Annotated in this window: 7 protein-coding genes; 6 read left to right on the top strand and 1 reads right to left on the bottom strand. The window is 69.8% G+C overall.

Translation table 11 applies throughout. The annotated features are described in order from the left end of the window. Positions 1–1,037: LuxR C-terminal-related transcriptional regulator (locus AB0N89_RS40670; RefSeq protein WP_364216990.1), on the top strand; the 1,037-nt coding region annotated here is incomplete at its 5' end. Positions 1,038–1,316: 279 nt separating this feature from the next. Beyond that, positions 1,317–2,570, top strand: a complete 1,254-nt coding sequence (aspS, locus tag AB0N89_RS40665) for an aspartate--tRNA(Asn) ligase (RefSeq protein ID WP_364216987.1) — start codon at positions 1,317–1,319, stop codon at positions 2,568–2,570. 76 nt (positions 2,571–2,646) lie between these two features. Here aspS and AB0N89_RS40660 read toward each other — a convergent pair whose 3' ends face one another. Beyond that, positions 2,647–3,171: a general stress protein gene (locus AB0N89_RS40660; RefSeq protein WP_364216984.1), complete on the bottom strand. Its 525-nt coding sequence runs from the start codon at positions 3,169–3,171 to the stop codon at positions 2,647–2,649. A 228-nt stretch (positions 3,172–3,399) separates the two neighbouring features. Here AB0N89_RS40660 and AB0N89_RS40655 point away from each other — a divergent pair, with 228 nt between their 5' ends. The 4 genes from AB0N89_RS40655 to AB0N89_RS40640 are packed head-to-tail and all read left to right on the top strand — an operon-like array spanning position 3,400 to position 7,587. After that, positions 3,400–4,764, top strand: coding sequence for a glutamine synthetase family protein (locus AB0N89_RS40655; protein WP_364216981.1), 1,365 nt, complete (start codon positions 3,400–3,402; stop codon positions 4,762–4,764). Next, positions 4,745–5,458 carry a gamma-glutamyl-gamma-aminobutyrate hydrolase family protein gene (locus AB0N89_RS40650; RefSeq protein WP_364216978.1) on the top strand — a complete coding sequence of 238 codons (714 nt, stop codon included), beginning with the start codon at positions 4,745–4,747 and terminating at the stop codon, positions 5,456–5,458. The genes AB0N89_RS40655 and AB0N89_RS40650 overlap by 20 nt, the downstream gene beginning before the upstream one ends. Next, positions 5,455–6,819, top strand: coding sequence for an aldehyde dehydrogenase family protein (locus AB0N89_RS40645; RefSeq protein WP_364216975.1), 1,365 nt, complete (start codon positions 5,455–5,457; stop codon positions 6,817–6,819). Before AB0N89_RS40650 ends, AB0N89_RS40645 begins: the two co-directional genes overlap by 4 nt. Next, positions 6,820–7,587 carry a 3-oxoacyl-ACP reductase gene (locus AB0N89_RS40640; RefSeq protein ID WP_093932918.1) on the top strand — a complete coding sequence of 256 codons (768 nt, stop codon included), beginning with the start codon at positions 6,820–6,822 and terminating at the stop codon, positions 7,585–7,587. Positions 7,588–7,728 lie beyond the last annotated feature (141 nt).

Here is a 7,728-nt window from a genome sequence, read left to right as displayed (position 1 = left end):
TCGAACGCGCGCGGCAGCGGGTGCGGGTACACGGTTCGCCCGTCGAATTCGCGATGGTCGCCAACGCCGCGCTGTTCCTCGACTGGCGGCTCGGCAATCTGACTCTCATGGAGGCCGAAGCCGACGGGGCGCTCGCCGCCATCGGTGCCGAGGAACCGTCGCCCCAGGTGATCGCGCTGCGGGCGACGGCGACGCATTTCCTCGCCTACGCCGCGTTGGAACGAGGCGATCTCGAAGCCGCCGCCGACGTGCTGGCGCGGTTCGACGGCGACCACGGCGACGGCCCGAGCATGATGCCGACGATGTGGCTGCACGAACCCCGCGCGCTGATCGCGCTCGCGGTCGGGAATCCCGTGCTGGCCAGGACGCAGGCGTTCTTGCAGCGCGACGAGATGCGCGCGGTGGGCGTCGACCCGCCGACCATCCCGTGGCGGGTCCCGGCCGTGCGCGCCGCGCTGCTGCTCGGCGAGTCCGGCCACGCCCTGGAACTGGCCGAGGAACAGGTGACCATCGCGCGGAAGTGGGGAACCACGACGGAGATCGGCGCCGCGCTGCGGTTGCTCGCGCACGCCGACGGTGATCGGCGGCTGGACCTGCTGGCCGAGTCGGTCGGGGTGCTGGAGCGGTCGCCCGCCCGGCTGCATCTCGCCCGTTCGCTGGTCGACCTCGGCGAGGCGATGCGGGCCGCCCGGCGGGGCAAGGACGCGCGGGCCCCGCTCAACCGCGGGATCGAACTGGCCGCCGAATGCGGCTCGGTCGTGCTGCGCGGCCGAGCCGTCGAAGCGCTGGAAGCCTTGGGGGACCGGCCCCGGCGGACGGCCCTCGCCGACCCGTCCTCGCTGACCGCGAGCGAACGGCGGGTCGCGGACCTGGCGGCGTCCGGCCGCGCGAACCGCGAGATCGCCCAGGAACTGTTCGTCACCCCGAAAACGGTCGAGAACCACCTGCGGCGGATCTACACGAAGCTCGGCATCGTCGGACGGCGAGGCCTGGCGCGCGCCGAATTCCGGATGCGGGAACGGCGCCGGAGGACGTAACCTTCCCCGCAACACGTTGACGGAGACGAGTAGCCAAGGGACTCCGCGAGCCCGAGAGAGCCGCCGGTAGCTGGGAAGGCGGCCTCGCGCCCTTCGGTGAAGACCCTCCCGAGTGCGGGGAGGAACGGCGTCCGCGCCCCATGCCCCGCCGTCCGGCCCCCGTCATCGGGCCTTCGAGGCCGCCGCTCGCCCAGGGCGGCGGCGAAAGTGCGGTGGTACCGCGAGTTCCCTTCTCGCCCGCACTCCCAAGGGGTCGCGCACATCCGTACAGGAGTTGTGATGATCTCGCGTGTCCTCGTCGCCGACCTGCCCCGGCACGTCGGCGGCTCTGTCCGCATCGCCGGCTGGGTACATCGCCGGCGCCGCCTGAAATCCGTCACCTTCCTGGTGATCCGGGACCGAACCGGGCTCGCCCAGGTCGTCCTCGCCGAACCCGGCGGCCCGCCGGAGGAGACCGTGGTCGAGGTCGAAGGCCTCGTCACCGCGAACCCGCAGGCGCCGGGCGGGCTGGAACTCACCGGGCCGTCGATCGGGCTGCTCTCCGAACCCGCCGAACCGCCGCCGTTCGACCTCTACCGGCCTTCGGTGCGGGCCGCGCTGCCCACGGTGCTCGACAACGCCGCCGTCGCGTTGCGGCATCCGCGGCTGAAGGAGGCGTTCACGATCGCGGCGGCGAGCGTCGCCGGATTCCGGTCGGCGCTGGACCGGCTCGGGTTCACCGAAACCCATACGCCCAAGATCGTCTCGTCGGCCACCGAGTCCGGCGCGAACGTCTTCGGTATCGACTACTTCGGGAAGCGGGCGTTCCTGGCGCAGTCCCCGCAGTTCTACAAACAGGCGCTGACCGGGGTGTTCGAACGCGTCTACGAGGTCGGCCCCGTGTTCCGCGCCGAACCGCACGACACCGCGCGGCATCTCGCGCAGTACACCAGCCTCGACGCCGAACTCGGCTTCATCGAAGACCACCACGACGTGATGGCGGTGCTGAGGGAGGCGATCGCGGGAATGGCCGCCGCCGTCCCGGAGACCGGCGTCGTGGTGCCGGAGGAGATCCCGGAGATCCACTTCGCGGCGGCTCAGGAGCTGATCGCGCGGCTGTCCGAAGAGGACCCTCGCGGTGAACCCGACCTCGCGCCCGCGCACGAACGGCTGCTTTCGGACTGGGGCTTGCGCGAACACGGGTCGGAATTCCTGTTCGTCACCGGCTATCCGATGGCGAAGCGGCCGTTCTACACGCATCCGGACCCGGAGCGGCCGGAGTACTCCAACAGCTTCGACCTGCTCTTCCGCGGGCTGGAACTGGTGACCGGGGGACAGCGGCTGCACCGGCACGCGGACTACGTCGCCGCGCTGGCCGCTCGCGGGGAGTCCGCCGAGCCGTACCGGGACTACCTGTCCGTGTTCGCCCACGGGATGCCGCCGCACGGGGGGTTCGCGCTCGGTCTCGAACGCTGGACGGCCCGGCTGCTCGGGCTGCCCAACGTCCGGCAGGCGACGCTCTTCCCGCGTGACCTGCACCGCCTGACCCCGTGACGGATGTCAGGAAAGGGTCGTTCAAGACGAAAAACGTCCTGAACGACCCTTTCCTGACACATCAGACCGGCGAGGCTCAGTGGGTGAACGCGCTCCTGGCGGCCAGGTCGGCCAACAGGGCGCGGCCCTTCTCGGCGTTGCGCGGCTGGGCCAGGACGTCGTAGCGCCGGGCGACGAGCTGGCTCTGCGAGATGAACCCGCGCTTGTTCTTCGACGCCGCGTAGCCCAGCGCGCCGAACAGCAGGTTGAACCCGATACCGCCGACGAGGCCGACGAAGATCGGCACCAGTCCGGCGCCCGGGTTCAGCAGGCTCAGCACGAGGCCGAGGAACACACCGAACATCGCGCCCGACAGCGCCGAGCTGGTGAGCACCTTGCTCCAGCCCATGCGCCCGGCGATCCGCTCGACGAGGATCGGTTCGACACCGACGATGGTGACGTCGGTGATCGGGAAGTCCGTTCCCGCGAGGTGGTCGACCGCACGCTGCGCTTCGGAGTACGACTCGTAGGAGCCGATCGGCCACCCGCTGGGCAGCGTCGGGAGCTGAGCCCTCCCCTGGGGCTCGGTGAACGTGGTCTGCTGCGTGAATGCCTGTGTCATTCCTTCTCACCTCTCTTGATCCGTACAACGTCCCGGATGCGCGGATCTCCTCCCGATGCGGCGGGATTCACAGCATCTTCTCAGCCGGGCATCACAGACAATCCGCCCAGGGACCGGCTACGGTGCGAAATGGGTAACGAACCAGACCATTGGTCGAGTTGACCGGGTCGGGTCGACCCGGTAGGAAGAACGCGCAAAGGTACCGCTTCGAACCTTTAGGTGAGGCTGATGGCGAACAGGCGCGGGATGCTCACGCTGGATCGGCTCCGGGAACTGGTCGAGGACGGCACCGTCGACACGGTGCTGGTGGCGATCACCGACATGCAGGGCAGGCTGCAGGGCAAACGCTGCGCCGCCGAGTACTTCCTCAACGAGGTCGTCGAGCACGCCACCGAAGCGTGCAACTACCTGCTCGCCGTCGACGTCGACATGAACACCGTCGACGGTTACGCGATGTCGTCCTGGGAGACCGGTTACGGCGACTTCGTCCTGCGCCCGGACTTCGACACGCTGCGCCTGCTCCCGTGGCAGGAGGGCACCGCGCTCGTCCTCGCCGACCTCGAACGGGTGCAAGGCGGCGCCGTCGCTCCTTCGCCCCGTCAGATCCTTCGCGGACAGCTCGACAGGCTGGCCGAGCACGGTCTCGCCGCCTTCGTCGGCACCGAGCTGGAGTTCATCGTCTTCGACGACACCTTCGAGTCGGCCTGGGACAAGCGGTACCAGGACCTCCGCCCGGCCAACCAGTACAACGTCGACTACTCGATGCTCGGCACCTCGCGGATCGAGCCGCTCCTGCGCCGGATCCGCAACGACATGGGCGGCGCGGGGCTGTACGTCGAGTCGGCCAAGGGCGAGTGCAACCCCGGTCAGCACGAGATCGCGTTCCGCTACGCCGACGCGCTGACCACCTGCGACAACCACAGCGTCTACAAGACCGGGTCCAAGGAGATCGCCGCGCAGGAGGGCAAGAGCCTCACGTTCATGGCGAAGTACAACGAACGCGAGGGCAACTCCTGCCACATCCACATCAGCCTGCGCTCGGCCGCGGGCGAGGCGGTCCTGGCGGGCGACGGGCCCGGTGGGTTCTCCCCGCTGATGGAGCACTTCCTCGCCGGCCAGCTCGCCGGGCTGCGCGAGCTGACCTACTTCTTCGCGCCGAATATCAACTCCTACAAGCGTTTCGTCCCCGGCAGCTTCGCGCCGACGGCCGTCGCGTGGGGCACCGACAACCGCACGTGCGCGCTCCGCGTCGTCGGGCACGGGGACTCACTCCGCACCGAGAACCGGGTCCCCGGCGGCGACGTGAACCCGTACCTGGCGGTGGCCGCGCTGATCGCCGCCGGGCTGCACGGCATCGAGAACGAACTGGAGCTGGAGCCGGAGTTCCACGGCAACGCCTACGGCTCCGGCAAACCGACCGTGCCGACGACCCTGCGGGAGTCCGCGGATCTGCTGGACCGGAGCGAGCTCGCCAGGACCGCGTTCGGAGACGAGGTCGTCGACCACTATCTGAACGCGGCGAAGGTCGAGCTCACCGCGTACGACGCCGCCGTCACCGACTGGGAGAGGATCCGTGGCTTCGAACGGCTCTGAGGTCCTGATCGGCCTGACCTCCTATCTGGAGCCCGCGAAGTTCCTGGTGTGGGAGACCGAAGCGGCGCTGCTCCATCGCGTCTACGTCGACGGGATCGTCGCGGCGGGCGGCGTCCCGGTCCTGCTGCCGCCGGTGAGCGGCGCGCACGACCGGCTGGTGTCCGCCGTGGACGGTCTCGTGCTGGTCGGCGGCGCCGACGTCGACCCGGCGCGCTACGGCCAGGAGCAGCACGCGACGACGTACACGAGGCCGGACCGGGACGCGTTCGAGTTCGGGCTGCTGCGGTCCGCTTTGGACAGTGGGAAACCGGTGCTCGGCGTCTGCCGCGGGCTGCAGGTGCTCAGCGTCGCGTTCGGCGGGACGCTCGCGCAGCACCTGCCGGACACGCTGGACACCAAGGATCACCAGCCCGCGCCCGCGACGTTCGGCACCATTACGGTGACCCTTGCCGAGGGCAGCCGGGCCGCGTCGATCCTCGGCACCGAGACCAAGGTGCCGTGTTACCACCATCAGGCGATCGACAGGCTCGGCGACGGGCTGGTCGCGACGGGCTGGGCCGCCGACGGGACCATCGAGGCCGCCGAACTGCCCGGCGACGGCTTCGTACTCGGCGTCCAATGGCATCCCGAACAGAATCCCGACGACATCAGGCTTTTCGAGGCGCTGGTGAAAGCCGCTAAGGAGTGCGCATGACCACGTTCGAGGTGATCAACCCCGCCACCGAAGAGGTGGTGAGGTCGGTCGAGCTGACCTCGGCCGAGGAGACCGACGCGGCGATCGCCCGCGCGCACGCGGCGTTCCCCGCCTGGCGCGCGGTGGCCCCCGGTGACCGGGCGCGGCAGCTGCGCCGGTTCGCCGACGCCGTCGACGCCGACATCGAGAACCTCGCCCAGCTGGAGGTCGTCAACGCCGGTCACACGATCGGCAACGCGCGCTGGGAGGCGGGCAACGTCCGCGACGTGCTGACGTACTACTCGGCGTCACCCGAACGGCTGGCGGGCAAGCAGATCCCGGTGCCCGGTGGCGTGAACATGACGTTTCACGAGCCGCTCGGCGTGGTCGGCGTGATCGTGCCGTGGAACTTCCCGATGCCCATCGCGGGCTGGGGGTTCGCGCCCGCGCTCGCCGCCGGGAACACCGTCGTGCTCAAACCCGCCGAACTCACCCCGCTGACCGCGATCCGCCTCGGCGAGCTCGCCCGCGAGGCCGGGATCCCCGAAGACGTCTTCCAGGTGCTTCCGGGCAAGGGATCCGTGGTGGGACAGCGGTTCGTGGACCATCCGGCGGTGCGGAAGGTGGTCTTCACCGGCTCCACCGAGGTCGGCAAGCGGATCATGGCCGGCTGCGCCGCGCAGGTGAAGCGGGTGACGCTGGAGCTCGGCGGCAAGAACGCGAACATCGTCTTCGCCGACGCCGATCTGGAGAAGGCCGCGGCCACCGCGCCGTACGGCGTGTTCGACAACGCCGGGCAGGACTGCTGCGCGCGGTCGCTGATCCTGGTCCAGTCGAGCGTGTACGAGAAGTTCATGGAGCTGCTGGAACCGGCCGTGAACGGTGTCGTTGTCGGGGACCCGCGGCTGGAAGTGACCGAGATGGGGCCGCTGATCTCGGCCGGGCATCACGCGAAGGTGTCGTCCTATGTGGACGATTCCGCGCCGGTCGCCTTCCGGGGCAACGCGCCCGTCGGCCCCGGATACTGGTTCGCGCCGACCGTCGTCACCCCGCCGGATCCGCGGCATCCGCTGGCCTCGGACGAGATCTTCGGCCCGGTCGTCGCGGTGGTCCCGTTCGCCGACGAGACGGACGCGGTGACCATGGCCAACGCCACCGAGTACGGCCTGTCCGGCTCGATCTGGACTCGCGACGTCGGCCGCGCCTTCCGCGTCGCGCGCGGTGTCGAAGCCGGGAACCTCTCGGTCAACTCGCACTCGTCCGTCCGGTACTGGACGCCGTTCGGCGGGTTCAAGCAGTCCGGGCTGGGCCGCGAACTCGGGCCGGACGCTGTCGACGCCTTCACCGAGACCAAAAACGTATTCATCAGCACGGAGGACTAGATGGTTCAGCGTTTCGAGGGCCGCGTCGCGGTCATCACCGGCGGCAGCAGCGGCATCGGCCTCGCCACCGCGCGGCGGCTGGCGAGCGAGGGCGCGAAGGTCGTCATCGGCGATATCTCCGCCGAGGCGGGCAAGGCCGCGGCCGACGAGGTCGGCGGCCTGTTCGTGCAGGCCGACGTCACCGACGCCGACCAGGTCGAGGCCCTGTTCCAGACCACTGTGGACACCTTCGGGTCGGTCGACGTCGCGTTCAACAACGCCGGCATCTCGCCGCCCGAGGACGACTCGATCCTCACCACCGGCATCGACGCCTGGGAGAAGGTGCAGAAGGTCAACCTGACCTCGGTGTACCTGTGCTGCAAGGCGGTGCTGCCCCATATGCGGCGGCAGGGCAAGGGTTCGATCATCAACACGGCGTCGTTCGTCGCGGTGATGGGCGCGGCGACGTCACAGATCTCCTACACCGCGTCGAAGGGCGGGGTGCTGGCGATGAGCCGGGAGCTGGGCGTGCAGTTCGCGCGGGAGAACATCCGGGTCAACGCGCTGTGCCCGGGTCCGGTGAACACGCCGCTGCTGAAGGAACTGTTCGCGAAGGACCCCGAGCGGGCCGCGCGGCGGCTGGTGCACGTGCCCGTCGGGCGGTTCGCGGAGCCGGAGGAGATCGCGGGCGCGGTCGCCTTCCTGGCGAGTGACGACGCGTCGTTCATCACCGCTTCGCAGTTCCTGGTGGACGGCGGCATCTCGGGTGCCTACGTCACCCCCCTCTGACCCATTGCGCCTTTGGTCGCTAAGTCCGTGAAGGCCTCCTTGAGGGCTCGACCACCACCGAACGCCCCGCGACGAGCCGCCCCGCCCTGATCTCGCCGGACAGCATCGACAGCGCCGCGCGGTCCTTGCTGCTGCCGCCGG

Source organism: Amycolatopsis sp. NPDC089917, assembly GCF_040684635.1.
Classification (GTDB): domain Bacteria; phylum Actinomycetota; class Actinomycetes; order Mycobacteriales; family Pseudonocardiaceae; genus Amycolatopsis.
This window is presented reverse-complemented; position numbering and strand designations above follow the sequence as displayed.

What these genes read in the sequence shown, in the direction of transcription:
- aspS (WP_364216987.1), top strand. Translation starts at nt 1,317, where the DNA reads ATGATCTCGCGTGTCCTCGTCGCCGACCTGCCCCGGCACGTCGGCGGC.
- AB0N89_RS40660 (WP_364216984.1), bottom strand. Translation starts at nt 3,171, where the DNA reads ATGACACAGGCATTCACGCAGCAGACCACGTTCACCGAGCCCCAGGGG.
- AB0N89_RS40655 (WP_364216981.1), top strand. Translation starts at nt 3,400, where the DNA reads ATGGCGAACAGGCGCGGGATGCTCACGCTGGATCGGCTCCGGGAACTG.
- AB0N89_RS40645 (WP_364216975.1), top strand. Translation starts at nt 5,455, where the DNA reads ATGACCACGTTCGAGGTGATCAACCCCGCCACCGAAGAGGTGGTGAGG.
- AB0N89_RS40640 (WP_093932918.1), top strand. Translation starts at nt 6,820, where the DNA reads ATGGTTCAGCGTTTCGAGGGCCGCGTCGCGGTCATCACCGGCGGCAGC.